Origin of the sequence: Myxococcus sp. AM010 (genome assembly GCF_013372585.1) — a bacterium.
GTDB classification, from domain to species: Bacteria; Myxococcota; Myxococcia; order Myxococcales; family Myxococcaceae; genus Myxococcus; species Myxococcus vastator.
The window spans coordinates 182821-200958 of sequence record NZ_JABXEO010000001.1; the positions used below are offsets into that span (position 1 = coordinate 182821).

6 protein-coding genes are annotated in these 18138 nt (G+C 70.3%); all 6 read right to left on the minus strand.

Annotated features, from left to right (window positions below; genetic code table 11):
* A complete protein-coding gene (locus HV826_RS00780) occupies positions 1-5529 on the minus strand; it encodes a type I polyketide synthase (RefSeq protein ID WP_255216983.1) in 5529 nt (1842 codons plus the stop codon).
* A gap of 75 nt (positions 5530-5604) precedes the next feature.
* Entirely contained in the window at positions 5605-6069 is a 465-nt protein-coding gene (locus tag HV826_RS00785; protein ID WP_255216984.1) for a hypothetical protein, read from the minus strand.
* Entirely contained in the window at positions 6069-7232 is a 1164-nt protein-coding gene (locus HV826_RS00790) for an ArsA family ATPase (protein ID WP_176415088.1), read from the minus strand. The genes HV826_RS00785 and HV826_RS00790 overlap by 1 nt, the downstream gene beginning before the upstream one ends.
* An 18-nt stretch (positions 7233-7250) precedes the next feature.
* A complete protein-coding gene (locus tag HV826_RS00795; protein WP_176415089.1) occupies positions 7251-8330 on the minus strand; it encodes a patatin-like phospholipase family protein in 1080 nt (359 codons plus the stop codon).
* On the minus strand, positions 8330-12637 hold the full coding sequence (locus HV826_RS00800; protein ID WP_176415090.1) for a non-ribosomal peptide synthetase: 4308 nt from the start codon (positions 12635-12637) through the stop codon (positions 8330-8332). Before HV826_RS00800 ends, HV826_RS00795 begins: the two co-directional genes overlap by 1 nt.
* Positions 12634-18135 carry a type I polyketide synthase gene (locus tag HV826_RS00805; protein ID WP_176415091.1) on the minus strand — a complete coding sequence of 1834 codons (5502 nt, stop codon included), beginning with the start codon at positions 18133-18135 and terminating at the stop codon, positions 12634-12636. Before HV826_RS00805 ends, HV826_RS00800 begins: the two co-directional genes overlap by 4 nt.
* Positions 18136-18138 lie beyond the last annotated feature (3 nt).

The following is an 18138-nucleotide window of genomic DNA, read 5'->3' on the forward strand; positions in this document are numbered from 1 at the left end:
TCAGCGGCCCCGACGCAGCATGGCCTGGACGGCGTCATCGTCCAGGCTGTCCACGTCCGCCAGGAGGGCCTCCAGCTCCGCGTCCTCGGGGGCCTCCTCCACGGGCGCGGCCGCTTCTTCCTTCAGGCCCAGGACCTCGGCCGCCAGGTAGTCCACCAGCCCGTTGACGGTGGGGTTGTCGAAGGCCACCGTCGCGGGCAGCGAGGTGCCCAGGCTCCGCTGCAGGACGTTGCGCAGCTCCACGGACATCAGCGAGTCCATGCCGAACTCGAAGAAGCCCTGGTTCGGGTCCAGCGGCTCCGTCGTGGGACGCCCCAGCACGCCGTTGACCAGCTCACCCACGTGCGCACGCAAGGCGCCGCGCCGCTCCTTGAGCTCGAGCCGCTCCAGGCGCTGGCGAATCCCCTCGCTCGCCGCGGGGCTGGCCTTCTCGATGAAGGCCTCGAACAGCGGCGCACGTCCGCGCCGCCCGAGCACCGCCCAGTCCACGGGCAGGACACCGAGCTGACCGCTCAGCCCCAGGGACTGCTCGAACACCTGGAGCCCGTCTTCCGGAGGAATCACGCCGAAGCCGAGCTGCTCCATGCGGCGGCGAATCTGCTCCTCCGCCGCCGCGCCCACCTCGGCCCACGCGCCCCAGTTGAGGCTCAGGGCGGGCAGCCCCTCGGCCTGGCGGGAGCGGGCCAGCGCATCCAGGAACGCATTCGCGGCCACGTAGTTGGCCTGTCCCGCCGAGCCGATGAGCGACGCCGCCGAGGAGAACACTACGAAGAAGTCCAACGCCGTGCCTCGCAACGCGCGGTGGAGGTTCCACCCACCGGAGACCTTGGGCGCGAAGGCCTTGGCCAGCCGCGCCGGCGTCATCTGCACGAAGAGGCCATCATCGATGACACCCGCGGAGTGGATGACACCACGCAGGGGCGGCACACTCCCTGAGAGCCCGGCGAGGACGCGCTCCACGTCGGCGGCCACGGCCACGTCGCCCTGCACGCAGTGGATGGTGACGCCGCGTTGCTCCAGCGCCGCCAGTCGAGTTCGCGCCTCGGGCCCCGGCTCACGCCGGCCCATCAGGACCAGGTGACGGGCGCCACGCTCCGCCAGCCGCTCCGCGACGATGAGCCCCAGCCCGCCAAGGCCGCCCGTGACGAGATAGCTCGCGTCCGGCTTCAGCGCGGCGTCGCCGTTCGCCCCACGGAGCTTCCGGCTGCGCACCAGCCGAGGCACCCGACGCGTCGCTCCGCGAAACGCGAGCTCGTCCTCGGCGCTCGCACCGAGCAGTTCGGCCTGAAGCTGGGCGACTTCGTGTTCGGACGCGCTGGCGTCCAGGTCCACGCGCCGGCAATGGAGGTCCGGATGCTCGCGGGTGATGGACTTGCCCAGGCCCCAGAGGACCGAACTCGCAAGGTCAGTGATGCGCTCCTTCTCGGAGGTCGCCTGCGCACCGCGGGTCACCAGCCAGAGCGAGGTGCTCTTTCCCTTGGCCTCGACGAGCGCCTGGGCGAGCGCGAGCACACGCGCACCGTGTCCAAGGGCCTGCGCGGGGACGTCGTCTCCACCACCGTCGAGGCTCCACAAGTCGAGCACATGCAGCGGCCCTTGCAGCGCCTCCGGGCGCAACGGGCCCAGGAGCGCGAGCGCCGAATCGCGACCATCGACCGTGGCTCGCGCTCCGGCAGCCACCGTCACCACTTGCCAGCCCTGCTTCGTCAGACGCTCGGCCAGGCGCGCGCCCAGCCCCGCCGCGTCAGCGAGGATGAGGCACTGTGTCCCAGCAGCGTGCGCCGCCTCCGCCGCTGGAGCCTCCAGCGGGCGAGGCTGCCACTCCAGCTCGTACAGCCAGCTCTGGTAGCGCTTGCTCTTCGCGCCCAGGAGCCCCTCCCGGGTGATGCGCCGGAGCAGCAGCTTCTCCACCGTGGCCACGCGCTCCCCATCCGCCGTGAGCAACTGGAGGTCGCACACGTAGCCAGGGCCCTTCGGGTCATCGCTCCGCGCCAGCGTCGCATGGGCCCACACCTCGCCCAGCCCGCCGCGCTGCACCTGCACCTTGCCGACACCCACGGGGAGGTAGGCGGCATCCCCCTCCTCGTCGAGCACCGCGCCCACCATCTGGAAGCACGCATCCAGGAGCGCGGGCTGAAGCTGGTACTGCCCCGCGTCTGCCGCCGCGCTGCCTGACAGGGCCAGGCGCCCCAGCACCGCGTTGTCACCCCGCCAGAGCGCCTGGATGCCTCGGAAGCTGGGGCCATACGCGAGCCCCGCCTGCCCCAGCTTCGCGTAGTAGCCCTCCACCGGCACCTCGCGAGTCAGTGAGGCACGTAGACGCTCCACGTCCACGCGCTCCACTTGGGCGGCCGTCGTCGCGGAGAGCCTTCCGTGCGCATGGAGGATCCACGCGGGCTCACCCTCTCCCGTGCGCTCCTCCTGGCTGTGGATTTCGAAGCGCCCGGCGCGCTCGCCTTCCGGCGAGTAGAGCAGGTGCACGCGGCGCGCCCCTTCCTCCGGAAGGAAGAGGGCCTGCGAGAAGGTGATTTCATCCACCGTCCCGCCCGCCGAACCGAAGAGCGAAGCTCCCGCGGCGAGCCCCATCTCCACGTAGGCCGCGCCCGGCATCAGAATCTGTCCGTAGACGCCATGGTCCTTGAGGAAGGCGGGCTTCGCGGCCGCCACGGAGGACTCGAACTGCCGCACCTGTGAAGGCGACGCATGCGGATGGCCCAGGAGAGGATGCCCTGGAGTGGCCCCCGCCTCCGGCGCGGCGCTCCCGCCCGCGATGTCCCAGGTGGACCCGTTGAGGTCCATCCAGTGATTACGCCGCTGGAAGGGATAGACGGGCAGCGCGACCTTGTGGCGCTCGCGGCCCTGGTCCACACCCCGCCAGTCCACCGGCACGCCCGCGACGTAAAGGGCCGCGAGCCCCTCCAACATCTGCTGCCAGTCCGAGCGCTCCGGCCGCAGGCTGCCCACCCAGAGCGTGTCCTCCTTCGTGATGCAGGACTGGCCCATGGTCACCAGCGTGGGCTTCGGGCCGACCTCCAGGAAGGCCTTCACGCCAGCCTGCTCCAGCGTCTGCATGCCCCGGGCGAACATCACCGGCTCACGAAGATGCCGCACCCAGTACCGGGGCGTCAGGAGTTCCTTCCCCGCCTCGCGCCCGCTCAGGTTCGAAATCAGCGGGATGACGGGAGGCTGGAGCTTCACCTTCGCCACCGCCACGGAGAACGCGTCGAGGATGGGGTCCATCAACGCGGAGTGGAACGCGTGCGAGACGCGCAGCATCGTGCCGCGCTTGCCCTTCCGCGTCAGCTCGGCCACGCAGTCGTTGACGGCGGCCTCGCGCCCCGAAATCACCACGTTGCGAGGGCCGTTGAGCGCCGCGATGGACACCTGCCCGTCGTACCGGGAGAGCAGCGCCTCCACCTCCGCGGCCTCCGCGGACACGGCGGCCATCGCCCCGCCCGCGGGCAGGGACTGCATCAGCCGGGCGCGCGTGGCGATGAGCTCCAGTCCTTCTTCCAGGGTGAAGACGCCGGCCACGCAGGCCGCCACGAACTCACCCACCGAGTGCCCCATCACGAAGTCCGGGCGAAGGCCCCACTGCATCCACACCTGCGCCAGGGCGTACTCCAGCGCGAACAGCGCGGGCTGGGTGAAGCCCGTCTCGTCCAGCCGGGCTCGCGCCTGCGCGTCGCGCTCGGAGGGATGCAGCAGGTCGATGAGCGACTGCCCCATCAACGGCTTCAGCACGGCGTCACAGCGCAGGAGCGCCTCGCGGAAGGTGGGCTCGGTGCGGAAGAGCTCCTCTCCCATGCCCAGCCACTGCGCGCCCTGCCCGGTGAACAGGAAGGCCAGCCGAGGCTCCCCATCCGCCTTCCCGCGCAGCACCGACGATGACGCCTGCCCGGCCAGGAAGGACGTCAACTGCGCCTGCATGGCCTCCTGTGAGCTCCCCAGCACCGCGAGCCGGTGCCGGAACGCGTCCCGCCCCGTGTTCGCGGTGAAGCAGATGTCCTCCAGTGACTGTGACGCGAGCCCCGGGCCGCCGAGCGCCTGCGCATGGCGCCGCGCCAGCTCGTTCAGCGCCTGGGGGTTGCGCGCGGACAGCGTCAGGACGTGCATCGGCCGCGGCGTCGCCTCCGGCGTCCGCGCGGGCGCTTGCGGAGCTTCTTCGATGAGGACATGCGCGTTGACGCCGCTGAGCCCGAAGCCGCTGACCCCGGCCACGCGGGGCTTGTCGCCCTTGGGCCACGGCGTCACCTGCGTGGGGATGGCGATCTGCAACTGCTGCCAGTCCACGGCCGGGTTGGGCGTGCGGAAGTGCAGGTGCGGGGGAATCTCGTCCTGCCCCAGCGACAGCACGACCTTGATCATCCCCGCGGCGCCGGCGGCGGACTCCAGGTGCCCGAGGTTCGTCTTCGCGGAGCCGACGAGCAACGGTGCGTCCGCGCCGCGCCCGTGCCGGAGCACCGCGTCCAGCGCCCGCAGCTCAATCGGGTCACCCAGCGGCGTCCCCGTGCCATGGGCCTCGATGTAGTTCACGTCCGCTGGGGCCAGGCTCGCGGACTCCAGCGCCTTGCGCAGCAGCTTCTCCTGCGCGGGCCCGTTGGGGACCGTCAGGCCGCCGCTGAGCCCGTCATGATTCACCGCGGAGCCACGGATGACGGCGAGGATGCGGTCCTTGTCCCGCTGCGCATCCGAGAGCCGCTTGAGCACCAGGACGCCGCAGCCCTCGCCGCGTCCGTAGCCATTGGCGGACGCATCAAACGTCTTCGAGCGCCCATCCGGCGCCAGCGCCCGCATCTTCGACAGGACGATGTTGTTGTCCGGCCGGAGAATCACATTCACTCCGCCCGCGAGCGCCAGCGAGCACTCCCCCTGCCGCAGCGCCTGGCAGGCCAGGTGGGCGGAGACGAGCGCCGACGAGCACGCGGTCGCGATCACCATGGACGGGCCCTGGAGGCCCAGCACGTAGGACACACGACCCGCGGAGAAGCTCAGCTCGTTCCCGGTCCCCATGTATGGCAGGTCCCGCGTCTGCACCGCGTTGAAGGGAACGCGCCCGTAGTCACTGCTCAGGAAGCCGACATAGACGCCCGTGTCGCTGCCCACCAGCGAGCCCGGGGCGATGCCGGCGTCCTCCAGGGCCTCCCACGACACCTCCAGCATCAAGCGCTGCTGCGGGTCGACGTAGTTCGCCTCGCGCGGCGACAGGCCGAAGAACTCGCTGTCGAAGCCGGCGATGGGCTGGTTGAGGAACCCTCCCTCGCGGACCACCATCTTCCAGCCCGCGTCCGGGTCCGCCGCGTAGTACGCGTCCACGTCCCAGCGGTCCGGCGGGACGGTGCTCACTGCGTCGACGCCGCCGCGCAGCAGCTCCCAGTAGGCGCGCGGGTCGTTCGCGCCACCGGGGAACCTGCACCCCATGCCGATGACGGCGATGGGCTCCGAGCGCGCGCGCTCCAATCCATCCACGCGCGCCCGGAGGGTCTTGATGGCCAATGCCGCCCGTTGCAAGGGCGTCATCGACTCCATCGAGAGAGCATTCTCCTCGTTGGACATCCTCACTCGAATGGATTCATCCGACACTGCCCACCCCTTTCGCTGCGACTAGCTGATGGAAATCTTCTCCAGCGGTTCCGGCGCGGGGCTGGACGCGGTGCCCGTCGCAGCCTCGCTCGTGACGCTCGCCGGAGGTGCACGGCGGTCACTGGGCCGGGCGCACGCCTCGGAAGCCGGCGCCCCCTTCGGCCGCTTCGCGAGGATCAGGTCCCCCGCCTTCTGGAGCACGTCGCCAAACGACACCCCGGACCGGTGCGGCTGGCCCGCCGCCGGAGCCGTGTGCGCCTGCTTCGCCCGGTCCTCGATGGCCGCGTCGATGTGCTGCAGCTCATGAATCTGCGCGTCGAGGATGTGCGCGACGCCCTTGAGCGCCTCCTGCTTCGCGCGGAAGAGCTGCTGCACCAGGCCTCGCCCGCCCGGAATCAGGGCGTTGGTGAGCTCGGCGAACCGAGCACCGTACTCCGGCGAAGCGCCAAAGGAACCCTGCGGATAACGATCGTCTTGCGTGGACATCAAACACCTCTTTCTTTTTGGAAACTCACGATGAGCCGGTCACCCTCCATGCGGGCGCCCGACGTCGGGAGGAGTGCAATCATCCGAGGCAACACGACGTTGCGCCGGACGGCCCCGACCTGGATGACGAACTCCGCGCCGCGGCGGAAGAGCTCGACCTCGCTCTTCGCCACGAAGGGGAGCCGCACCTCCAACGAATACGCATCCACTGCGTCCTTGCGGATGCCCAGGGCAGGCTGCGGGGCCGTGAGACGGACGGGGTCCTCGCCCTGGTAGAGCTGCTCCGCGAAGACCTCCAGCGGCTTCTCCCCCACCACCTCCGTGGCCTGGTGCGGGACCTTCAACAGCAGCAGCGACGAAAAGGCGGCCTGGAGCTTCTCCAGTTGTGCCTGCTGCGCCTTGACCCGGTCGGAGCCGGCGTCGGCGGCTTCCGGTTCGAGCCGGTTGATGACGACGCAGTCCACCGCGAGGCCGAGCAGGCTGAAGTACGTGTACGCCCGCTGCGCCTCCTGCCCGGACACCGTGTCCGCGGTGGTCACCAGCCGGAGGGTCGTCACCTCCGGGTCGTGCAGCAGCGCGTCCACGGCGTTCAGCCGGTCGCGAACCTCCAGGCTCGCGTCCGCGCCGTGGAGGCTCGCCGCCAGCAGGCGTGCCCTGCGCCCCGGCTGCGCGGGCGCCTGCTGCTTGCGCGCGTACCAGCTCATCGCTGGCACGGTGTTGAGCAACTGGAGGGCCGTGCGGGTGGACGGGCAATCCACGATGACGAGGTCGTGCTGCTGCTCGCGGAGGGACTCGCCCAGCCGGAGGAGCATGACGACGTGGGCCGCCTCGGCCGTCATCGCCACCTCCCCCGCATTCACGCGCTCCAGCCCGCCATCCACGAGCGCGGCCAGTCCGCCCTGGCCCTCGTTCCATCCCCGGCGGAGCTCTTCCCCAACGTCCACCTCGTGAAAGGACAGGTGGTCGTTGACGCCCACGGGCACGCCCCGGGGCCCTGAGAAGAGCGGACGCTCGACGCCCATGGCGGCGCTGAGGCCGTGGGACAGGTCGAACGAGAGCACGAGGGTCCGGAGCCCCCGGCGGGAGGCCGCGAGCGCCGTCGCCGCCGCCACCGTGGTCTTCCCGGAGCCGCCTGTACCGGAGACAAGAATGATCCTGGCCATCTCAATCCACCTTTGGGGCTAGGCCGCCTTCGCCGCGTCCGACACCCAGCCCGACTTCCCGATCCACGTCTGCGCACGGTTGAGCTGCGAGACGGTGGACTGGGTGCTCAGCAGGCTCTGGACGGTGGACTCCACCTGCTTGAGGTTCGCCGCGGAGAGCGTCTGGTCCACCACCGGATTCAGCCGGAAGTACTTCTTCCGCAGAATCATGCGGCACTGGTAGTCCGCCGCGTCCGAGCCGGCCTCCAGCATCATCTTCACGAGCACCATGGGGTCGTGGAAGTCCAGCAGCCACTTGGAGAAGCCCCAGTTGGCCACGCCCTGACAGAAGTGCGGCGTGAGGTACGAGGACATGCAGCCGTTGCCCACCGACATCAGCAGGATGTTCGTCAGGTCGGGCGGCTCCGTCTCCAGCGTCTCCACCTTCTCCGCGCGGCTCTTGCGGGTGATGTTGTTGATGATCTGCGCCAGCGCCACCAGCGACGGGTTGTTGGCGAAGATGCCGCCGTCGACGTAGCCGCTGCCCTGCTCCCGGATGCCCTGGTAGACGGGATAGGAGAGCGGAGGCGAACCGCTGCGCATCAGCACGTCCACCACCAGCTCGTTGTGGTCGGTGTCGTTGTCCGGACCGGTGTTGTGGAAGACCTTGGCCTTCCAGGTCCGCAGCGACTTGCGGTGGCCGTCGAGCTGGAAGGACGGCAGCGCCACCTTCCGCTTCAGGTCTCCCAGGCGCAGCGTGGCGCCGAAGTAGCTGCAGAAGAAGTCGCGCATGTAGCTGGAGTCGAGCAGCGCGGCGTTGCCCGTCAGCGCCATGGCGGTCCGCCCCAGCGACACCGCCTTGCGGTTCATCTGGACGACCTCACCCCAGAAGTCGAGGATCTTGGGGAAGGCGTCATCGGGGTTCTCGTAGGTGGCGAAGAACGCGGCGTTGAAGGACCCCGCGGACGTGCCGGAGAACAGCTCCACGTCGTTCAGCAGGCTCTGCCCGCCTCCGCGGCTGGTCAGCGTCTCCTTCAACGACTTGAGCAAGCCCGCGGTGACATACCCCTCACCACCGGAAATAGACGTACCATCCATTGCAAGGACTCGGTGCGGCATCACATGACCTCCATGGGGAGCTGCGCAGCCAGCCCCGTTGCTGGCATCTCCGCCCGAGACACTTCTGCGATTGGCGGGAGCGTCAAAACCCTATCCAGACATTTCTGTATTTCATTTGCAAGCACGACCACGTTCCGCTCATCCATGATGAGCGTCATGTGATTGCCTGGAACCGGTATCACTTCCGTCCCCGCAAGCGCGAACCTGCGCACACTGTCGACGAGCGGGTCGCCGCCAATGGTCACCGGACCCGTCCTGAAGAGTGTGGCGGAGCCACCGTACGAAGAGAACGTATAGAGTTGCTCGGAGCGGCGTGTTGCCAGGAAATTCCGGGCCGTCAGCGTGCTGTCTCGCAAGAAACGCCACAGGTATGAATACTGCCCATCTGTATCCCGACGAAGCAGGTCTGCCCAGGCCTCGGGGAGGCTGATGCCCATCCATTCGCCTATCAATCTCAGGCTGGCGTAGTCCCGCGGCATCTGGGCCTCCCCCAGCACCTTGATGAGCTGGGAGCCCGCGGGGAGCTCATGCGGGGTACCGTCGTGCGCGGCCAGCCGGTCCAGCGCCGCGCCGTCAATCAAGCCGAGCAGCGCCACCTGTTCCCCAAACGCTTCGAGCTGCCGCGCCATCTCACAGACGACGAGCCCCCCGTAGGACCAGCCCGCGATGCGGTACGGCCCACGCGGTTGGACCTGCCGCAGGGCCGCCACATACAGCGCGGCCGTGTCCTCGATGGTCTCCGGTGGCAGCTGGTCGTCCATGACGCCAGGCATCTGGAAGCCGAACACGGGCTGCTCCGCGTCCAGGTGGCGAGCCAGGGTGACGTAGACGGCCGGGCTGCCAGCGGACGGCGGGGCGAGGAACAACGGCGGCTTGTGCCCCAGGGGCTTCAGCGCCATCACACAGGCGGGCAGCTGGCGAATCAGCGCGGTGACCTTGCTGGCGTGTTCGTCCACCCAGTGCGCCAGGGCCTCCACGGTGGGCCGGTCGAACACCTCGTTGAGGGGCACCTCGATACCCAGCTTCGCGGAGATGCGCGAGATGAGCGTGACGGCGAGGAGCGAGTGGCCTCCCAGCTCGAAGAAGCTGTCGGTGGGCGCCACGGTGCTCAGCCCCAGCAGCTCGCCGAACAGCGCCTGGAGCTGCCGCTCCGTCTCGGTCCGCGCCTCCGTGCGGGCCAGCGCGCTGGCCACGGGGGCCTCCGACACCACGGGCGGCAGCGCCTTGCGGTCAATCTTCCCGCTGGGCGTCAGCGGCAGCTCCGGGAGGACGGCGATGACCTCCGGCATCATGTATTCGGGCAGCACCTCACGCAGGGACTTGCGCAGCTCGGCCCGCAAGTCCTCGTTCTCCATCGACTGGGGCTGCACATAGGCCACCAGGCGCGGCGCCCCGCCTGGCGGACGCTGCAGGAGCACCGCGGCCTGGACGACGTCGGGATGACGACCCAGCGCGGCCTCCACCTCTCCCGACTCGACGCGGTGACCTCGAATCTTGAGCTGGTCGTCCTGGCGGCCCAGGTATTCGATGCGCCCGTCGGAGAGGTACCGGGCGTGGTCCCCCGTGCGGTAGAGCCGCGAGCCCTCGGTGCCCCCGTCGAAGGGGTTGGGGATGAAGCGCTCCGCCGTCAGGTCCGGCCGGCGCAGGTAGCCTCGGGCCAGTCCGACGCCGCCGATGTACAGCTCGCCGGGGACGCCGACGGGCACCGGCTGGAGGTACCGGTCCAGGATGTACAACCGCATGTGCGGAATGGGCCGGCCAATGGGCACCCGCTCCGGCGGCGGCGCGCCCTCCGGCAGCAGCGTCTCGAAGCAGCACGCCACCGCGGCCTCGGTGGGGCCGTACTCGTTGATGACGCGCGTGGGGAGGCCCTGCTCGCGCCACGCGGCCAGGTCCACGCCGTGCAGCCCTTCCCCGCCCAGCACCACCGCCTGGGTGCGGCCGAGCACCTCGCGCGTGCGCCCCAGGCCGTTGAAGGCCCGCAGGTGCGACGGCGTCATCTTGATGAAGCTGAAGCCCTGCTCGGGGTAGTCCCGGGACGTCAGCAGGTCGATTTCGTGACCGCGCGGCACGAGGAACAGCGCGCGGCCCGCGAGCAGCGGCGCGAAGAGGCTCGTCAGCGTGCCGTCGAAGCTGACGGAGCCAATCACCGGGCTCCCCGTCCCTTCGCGGAGCCGGTAGGCGTCCACGCTCCAGCGCAGGTAGTTGACGATGCTCCGGTGCGTCACCTCCGTGCCCTTGGGCCGGCCCGTCGAACCCGACGTGTAGAGGATGTAGGCGAGCTGGTCGGGGAGCACGTCGCGGCGGAGCTGCTGACCCGGCGCGGCGGGCATGTCCCGGTAGTCTTCGTCCACGTGGAGCGTGACGAAGCCCCCCATGCCCCACAGGCGCTCGGACAGCTTCGCGGAGGAAATCACCACCCGGGGCCGGGCATCCGCGACGATGTGACGGAGCCGGTCCGCGGGCTCGTCCGCGTCGAGCGCGAGGAACGCGCCCCCTGACTTCATCACCCCCAGCAGGCTCACGATGAGCTCCGGCGAGCGGTCCAGGTGGACGCCGACCACCACCTCCGGCCCCACGTCCAAATCCTGGAGCGCCGCGGCGACCCGGTCGCTGAGCTGGTCGAGCTCGCCGTAGGTCAGCTCCCAGTCGTCCACGACGACTGCCACCGCGTCCGGCGCGCGCAGCGCCTGGGCTTCGATGAGCGCGTGGAGGCACGCGCCCTCCGCCTCCGGCGTCCCCGTGTCGTTCCACTGCCGGAGCACGCGCTCGCGGACGTCCGCGGGGAGCACGGGCAGCTCGCCCACCGGCCGCCGCGGCTCGGCCACGAGCCCTTCGAGCAGCACCTGGAAGCAGTCCACGTAGTGCTGGACGGTGCCCTGCTCGAAGAGGTCGCGGTTGAACACCATCCGCGCCGACAGCCGGTCGCCGTGGTCATCCACGAAGAGGTTGAGGTCGAAGCGCGACGCCTCCGCCTCGAACTCGAGCGGCCGCATCCGGATGCCCGTCTCGTCCTGGGCCTCACCGGAAGCGCGGACCCAGGCGAACACCACCTGGAACAGCGGGTTGAAGCCCAGGCTGCGCGCGGGCCTCAGCTCCTCCACGAGCAGATCAAAGGGCAGGTCCTGGTGCGCGAAGGCCCCGAGCACCGTCTCACGCACGCGCTCCAGCACCGTGGCGAACCCCGGGCCGCCGCCGAGGTCCACCCGCATCACCAGGTTGTCCACGAAGAAGCCCACCAGCGGCTCCAGCTCCGTGCGCGTCCGGTTGATGGAGTTCGCGCCGAGGACGAGGTCCTCGCGCCCCGTGAGGCGGTGCAGGAGCACGAAGAACGCGCTCAGCATCCCCACGAAGGGCGTGGTGCGGGCCACGTGGCTCCGCGCCTTCAGGGCGGCGGTGAGCGAGGGCCCCACTTCAAAGCGGACCTCGCCGCCCCGGTTCGACTGCACCTTGGGGCGCGGATGGTCCGTGGGCAGCTCGAGCAGCGGCGGCGCCCCCTCCAGCTTCTTGCGCCAGTAGTCCACCAGCTTCTGGCGAACCTCGCCCTGGAGGTACTCCCGCTGCCAGACGGCGAAGTCGGAGTACTGGAGCGTCAGGGGCGGCAACGGTGAGGGCTGGCCGCTGGCGAAGGCGCCGTACAACGTCACGATGTCGCGGACGAGGATGGCCTGCGCCCACACGTCCGCCGCGATGTGGTGCAGGCAGAGCTGGAGGTACTGCCCCTGGACGCCCCGCTCAATCACGAGCACTCGCATCACGGGGCCCGTGGCCAGGTCGAAGGGCCGCTTGCCCTCACGCTGGAGGAAGGCCTCCACGCCCGCGGGCTCGGAGGCCAGCACCTCGCGCTCGTCGAGCACGCGGAAGTCGAACCGGGGCTCCGGGTCGACAATCTGGACCGGGACGCCCGCGTGCTCGGCATAACGCGTGCGCAGCACCTCGTGGCGACGGATGACCTCGGTGAAGCAGCGCTTCACGATGGCCACGTCGAGGTGACCGTCGACCTGCAGCGCCAACATCAGGTTGTAGGCGGTGCTCCCGGGCTCCAGGCGGTCGAGGAACCACAGCCGCGTCTGCCCATAGGAGAGCGGCGCGGGCCCGGTGCGTTGAACCGGGACGATGGGCGCCTCCTCCTGGCCCTCGTCATGGGCACGCAGGAGTTCGAGCAGCTCGGGCTTGTGCTCCGCCAGTGCCTGACGAAGCTCCGGGCTGGCGGCGCCCTTCGGGCCACGAAGCCTCAGCGCGTCGCCTTCCACCCGGACTTCCAGGCCCCGCCGATTCAGCTCCGCGAGCAGTTCCCCCAGGTTCATACCGTCAACTCCTCGATGTCGGCCGTGGCTTCCGCCGCGGGCGCACGCGCGAGCAGCTCCTTGAGCTCGAGCTGGGTGCTCAGCGCATCCACAATCCCGTCGAGCGTCGTGCCGTCGATGAACCGCGCCATGAGCAGGTCCACCCCCAGCTCGCGGCCGATGCGGTTCTTCAGCTCGACCGCGCGCAGCGAATCGAGCCCCATCTCGTTCAAGGAGATCTTCTTCTGGAGGACCTCGTGGTCCGGAGCGAAGCCCAGCAAGGGCCCCAGTCGGCTCTGCACGTAACGCGTCAGCAACGCGCGCCGGCGCTCTGCGTCCGCCCGCTTCAGCTCTTCCATCAGCTCATGCATCCGCGATGCCCCGGCGGACCGGGCCTGCTCACGGAGCATCAGCTCGGAGAACAAGGGGCCATGGCCGGGCGAAGGCCCCGCCTCCAGCGAGGAGACGCTGAAGGGCACCACGCCCACCTGCACGGCCCCCTGCTCCAGGAGCTGTTCGAAGACCTGCAGCGCCAATTCGGGAGAGAGGCTGGTGGCATCCGACGTCTCCGGCCGGTCCGCGCTCCTGGCGGCCATGCCCGCGCCCGCCCACCTTCCCCAGTTGACGCTGAGGGCTGGCAGTCCCTGGCGGCAGCGGTGGTGCGCCAGTGCATCGAGGACACTGTTCGCCGCCACGTAGTTGGACTGTCCCGCCACACCCACCAGCGAGGCCGCGGACGAGTACATGACGAAGAGGTCCAGCGGCATCCCGGCCGTGGCGCGGTGCAGGTTCAACGCGCCCTGCACCTTGGGCGCGAACACGCGCGAGAAGCGCTCCGCCTCCTGGTGCAGGATGACGCCGTCCTCCAGCACGCCCGCCGTGTGGATGATGCCTCGCAGGGGTTGGCCCCGCTCGGACGCGCCCGCCACCAGTCGCCGCACGTCCTCCTGACGTGAGACATCGGCGCGCGCGACGGTGACGTTGACGCCCCGCGCGGTCAGCGCCGCGAGCCGAGCGTTCGCCGCGTCCGAGGGCTCGCTCCGTCCCACCAGCAGCAGGTGCCGCGCCCCCGCCCCCACCAGCCACTCCGCCGTCGCGAGCCCCAGCGCCCCCAGGCCTCCCGTGACGAGGTAGACGCCATCCGGGCGGATTCGCACGGGCGCAGCGCGCTCAGGTGGCTTGCCAGGGCGCACGAGGCGCGCGCCCAGGAGCCGGCCGCCGCGCAGAGCCATGACGTTCTCCTGCGGCGGCTGCGCCATGAGGTGGAACAGCCGCTCCAGCGACTCGGAGCCCGGCTCCAGGTCCACCATGCGGCACGCGAGCTCCGTGTGCTCGATGGCCACCGCGCGGCCAAAGCCCCAGAGCGAGGCCTGCGCAAAGCCCTCCACCGCGTCCGTGGGCGTGGCGGCCACCGCGCGCTCCGTCACCATCCACAGAGCGGGCGGCTGCGCCCAGTTGGCACGCGCCATCGCTTTCACGAGGTGAAGCGCGCCCACGGTGCTCGACGTCACCGCGCCGGAGAGGGCTTCGGGAGAACCATCACCGAGCCCCCACAGGTAGGCCACCGCCGCCGGAGCCGAGCCCGTGGCGGAGACGTCCTGGAGCAGCCGGTCAAAGCCGGCCGCGTCATGCGGGTTGAGCTGATGATGGGTCGCGTCGATGCGCTCGTAGGACGCACCGGGCGTGGCCACCACGCAGGTCCAGCCACGTTGCCGCGCCAACGCCCTGACTTCGTCCGCGACGCGGTCCGAGTCCACCAGCAACAGCCAGGCCCCGGCTTGTGAAGCCACCTGGTCACGCGCGGTGGGCATGGACTGCTCCCGCCACGCCAGCTCGAAGAGGAGCTCCTGCATCGCGCCCGAGAAGGCGGCCTGGAACGCGCGGCGGTCGACCTGCTTCAGCAGCAGGCCCTCCACCTCGGCGACGACGGCGCCGTCTTCGTCCAGGATGCGGAGGTCGGCGCTCACCAGTCCATCCGCGAGCGAGGTGCGCGCCCCGGTTCGGGCATGCACCCAGATGCTGCTCCCGGGTCGCTTGAACCAGCGCAGCCGCTCGATGGCGACCGGAATGCGCCCCTGCCCGTCACCCGCCACCTGTGCGCCGCCGTCCGTGAACGCCGCCGCCGCCGTCTGGAAGCACGCGTCGAGCAGCAACGGATGCAGCCAGTAGTCCCCCAGGCCGAGGACGAGCGCATCGGGCAGCCGCACGTGAGCGAGGCACCCCTCCCCTCCGAACCGCAGCGCATCAATGCCTCGGAACGAGGGGCCGTACTCCAGCCCGCCGCGCGCCATCATGTCGTAGTGCGCGCTGACGGAGCCCTGTTGCGGGAACGCCGGCAACAGGCCCGACTCCAGGGCCACGTTCTCCGGGTGCGCGCGGCCTTCGGTGATGCGACCTTGCGCCAGCCGGGCCCAGCTCCGGTCCGCCGTCCCCGTCCCCTGCCCGTAGATTTCGAAGCGGGAGCCCTGCTCCTCGGGCGTCAGGACCGTCTGGACGTTTTGTGCCTGCCCCTCCGCGAAGACCAACGCCCGCTCCAGCTCGATGGCCGTGAGCTCCAGGGGCTTCCCGCCCGAGGTCGCGTGGTGCGCGGCGCCGAGCGCCATCTCGACGTAGCAGGCGGCCGGCAGCACCGGGTTGCCCAGCACACGATGCTCCTCGATGAAGGCGGGCTCGTGCCTGCTCAGCCGGGCCTCGAACCGTGACTCCCTGGCGCCCGCGAGCGACAGCGGTGTCCCCGGCAGGGCGTGCGCCTCGCCTCGCGCGGCGTCGTCACGCGCCGCATCGCCGCGGCGATGCTCGGGGCTTCGCGAATCCAGCCAGTAGCGCTCACGCTGGAAGGGCTGCGTCGGCAAGCAGCGCGGGCGCCGCTCGAAAGGCGCATCGAACGCGGCCCAATCCACGTCGAAGCCGCGCATGTACAGCTCCGCCACGCTGGAGAGCAGCTGCGCCGTCTCTCCAGTGGACGGACGCAGGCTGGGAAGCCAGCACAGCGCCTCCGACTGGAAGGTCCTGCGGCCAATGCCAGCCAGAATGGGCGCGGGCCCCAGCTCCAGATAGGTCCGGTGCCCCTCCGCGCGCGACGCCTCCAGCGCCTTGGCGAAGGCGACGGGCTCTCGGATTTGACGGCACCAGTAGTCTGGCCGGGTGATTTCGTCGCCGACACGCCGGCCCTCCAGCGTGGACACCAGCGGGATGCGCGGTGCCGAAAGCGTGAGCCCTCGGAAGGCCTCCGCGAACGGCTTCAGCACGGGCTCCATCTGCGTGGAGTGGAACGCGTAGGACATCCGCAGGCGCTTCGTCTGGACGCCCTGGCTCGTCAGGGCCCGCTCCACCTCGGTGATGGCGTCGGGTATCCCGGAGATGACCACGTCATCGGGGCCGTTGACCGCCGCCAGGGAAACCGTGTCGGCGTGCGGCGCAATGGCCCGGTTCACCGTATCGAGTGAAGCGGAGACCGCCAGCATCGCCCCGGCGCCCAGCTGCTCGCCAATGAGCCGCGCGCGCGTCACGACCAGGCGCAGCGCCTCCTCGATGCTGAACACCCCCGCGACGGCAGCCGCGGCATACTCTCCCAGGCTGTGCCCGATGAGCGCCGCGGGCGTGACGCCCCAGGCCCCCCACAGCTCCGCCAGCGCATACTCCAAGGCCACCAGCGCGGGCTGCGCATGGCGCGTGTCCTCCAGGAACGTCGCGGAAGACTCACCGAAGAGGAGCGCTTCGAGGCTGCAATCGAGCAGGCCCTCCAGCGCCTTCGAGCACCGCTCCACCGCGGCGCGGAACACCGGCTGTGTCTCGAAGAGCTCCCGACCCACTCCAGGACGAAGCGCGCCCTGCCCCGTGAAGAGGAAGACGGGCCGGGGGCTCTCCGTTCCGCGGAGGGGTTCGCGTTCCGGGCGCAGCTTCTCTTCGCGCAGCCGCGTCAGGTTCGCGCGCAGCTCCGCGGCGGTGGCGCCCGAGACAGCGGCGCGGTGCTCGAACTGGGAGCGGCCCGTGTTCGCCGTGTAGCACCAGTCTCCCAGCACCGCCGGGTCCTCCGGCAAGGCGCGCTCCTGCGCTGCCATGAGCGCTTCGAGCGCGGCTTCACTCTTCGCCGACAGCGTCAGGACATGGACCGGGCGCTCCGCCTCCACGCGGGGGCGCGCCAGCACGGGGGCCTCCTCCACCACCATGTGCACGTTGGTGCCGCTGAAGCCGAAGCTGCTGACCCCGGCGATGCGGCGCCTGTCACCGCGCAGCCAGGGCTGGGTGGCCGTGGGGATGGTGACGGGCAGGTCGTCCCAGCGGATGTTGGGATTGGGCCGCTCGAAGTTCAGGTGCGCGGGGATGGCCTCGTTCTGCAGCGCGAGCAGGACCTTGATGAGCCCCGCGATACCGGCGGCGGCCTCCAGGTGCCCGATGTTCGTCTTCACCGAGCCGACGTACAGCGGCTCACCGCGATCGCCCTTGCGCCCGAAGACGGACCGCAGCGCCTCCATCTCGATGGGGTCTCCGAGCAGCGTCCCCGTGCCGTGGGCCTCGATGTAGCCCACCTGCTCCGGCTCCACGCCACAGCTGTCCAGCGCCGCCCGGATGACGCGCTCCTGCGAGCGCCCGTTCGGCACCATCAGCCCGCTGCTGCGGCCGTCATGGGTGACCGCCGAGCCCCGGATGACGCCGAGGATGGCATCCCCCTGGGCCAGCGCGTCCGACAGGCGCTTGAGCACGACGACGCCGCAGCCCTCGCCGCGCCCGAAGCCGTCCGCGGAGGCGTCGAACGTCTTGCAGCGGCCGTCCGCCGCCAGCATGCGGTTCTGGCACTCCACCATCACCGTGACGGGGGAGAGGTTCAGGTTCGCGCCCGCGGCGAGCGCGAGGTCGCTCTCGTCGTTGCGGAGGCTCTGACAGGCCAGGTGGATGGCGACGGCGGACGACGAGCACGCCGTGTCCACGGAGACCGCGGGCCCCTGGAGGCCCAGCGTGTGGGAGATGCGTCCCGCGGCGACGGACGGGTAGTTGAGCGACGCCGAGTGGAACTCCAGCTCCTCGGCGATGCCCAGCAGGTTGTAGTCGTTGTGCATCAGCCCCAGGAAGACGCCGGTGCGGCTCCCGGTGAGGCCAGCGGGCGGAATGCCGGCGCGCTCCAGGGCTCGCCAGCACTCCTCCAGCAGCATGCGCTGCTGCGGGTCCATGCCCTTGGCGTCACGCGGTGTGATGCCGAAGAAGCCAGGGTCGAACAGGTCGACGCCGTCGATGAAGGCGCCTCGGCGCGTGTACATCTTCCCCGGGACACCGGGCGTGGGGTCGTAGAACGCGTCGACGTCCCAGCGCGAGGCCGGCACGTCCCGGGTCGCGTCGCGGCCCGCGGCGAGCAGCTCCCAGAACGTCTCTGGCAGGTCACCTCCGCCGGGGAAGCGACAGGACATGCCCACCACCGCGATGGGCTCGGCCGCCAGCAGCTCCTTCTTCGAGCGCAGCTGGCTCGCGAGGTACGCGAGCTTGACGACAGGCAATTCAGAAATGCGTGAGGATAGTTTCGCCATCAG

Coding starts and splice junctions, on each gene's coding strand:
- HV826_RS00780 (WP_255216983.1), bottom strand. CDS start 5,529: ATGGAGTCGATGACGCCCTTGCAACGGGCGGCATTGGCCATCAAGACC.
- HV826_RS00785 (WP_255216984.1), bottom strand. CDS start 6,069: ATGTCCACGCAAGACGATCGTTATCCGCAGGGTTCCTTTGGCGCTTCG.
- HV826_RS00790 (WP_176415088.1), bottom strand. CDS start 7,232: ATGGCCAGGATCATTCTTGTCTCCGGTACAGGCGGCTCCGGGAAGACC.
- HV826_RS00795 (WP_176415089.1), bottom strand. CDS start 8,330: ATGCCGCACCGAGTCCTTGCAATGGATGGTACGTCTATTTCCGGTGGT.
- HV826_RS00800 (WP_176415090.1), bottom strand. CDS start 12,637: ATGAACCTGGGGGAACTGCTCGCGGAGCTGAATCGGCGGGGCCTGGAA.
- HV826_RS00805 (WP_176415091.1), bottom strand. CDS start 18,135: ATGGCGAAACTATCCTCACGCATTTCTGAATTGCCTGTCGTCAAGCTC.